This window comes from Pseudomonas paracarnis (assembly GCF_904063055.1).
GTDB classification, from domain to species: Bacteria; Pseudomonadota; Gammaproteobacteria; order Pseudomonadales; family Pseudomonadaceae; genus Aquipseudomonas; species Aquipseudomonas paracarnis.
Map to the genome: position 1 here is coordinate 1 of NZ_CAJFCN010000122.1, position 357 is coordinate 357.

General features: G+C 56.6%; 1 protein-coding gene. It reads left to right on the forward strand.

The genetic code is table 11. The features are described from left to right. Positions 1-357, forward strand: a 357-nt coding sequence (locus tag JMV15_RS28190; RefSeq protein ID WP_201492019.1) for an immunoglobulin-like domain-containing protein, incomplete at both ends; no start/stop codon positions are given.

Here is a 357-nt window from a genome sequence, read left to right on the forward strand (position 1 = left end):
AGATCACCTACACCGCAACTTTGAGCAACAAGGCCGGCACCGACGTCACCTTGAAGTTGGATAACGGCTCGTCGATCACCATCAAAGCTGGCGAGACCGTCGGTACTGTGACCGTGCCCGCCCCTACTGATGACGTGTTTATCGATAAGAGCACGCAGACCGTTCAGATCACCGAGACCACTGGTGGCAACTTCGAAAAACTGGAAGTCGCAGGTAATGGCGCGACCACCACGATCAACGACACCATCGACAAGGTCGATGTAGTCCTGACCGCGACCACCACCGTTGGCGAAGGCGGCAACATCGTCTACACCGCCAGCCTTGTGGATAAGAACGGCGCACCGGTGACCAACATCA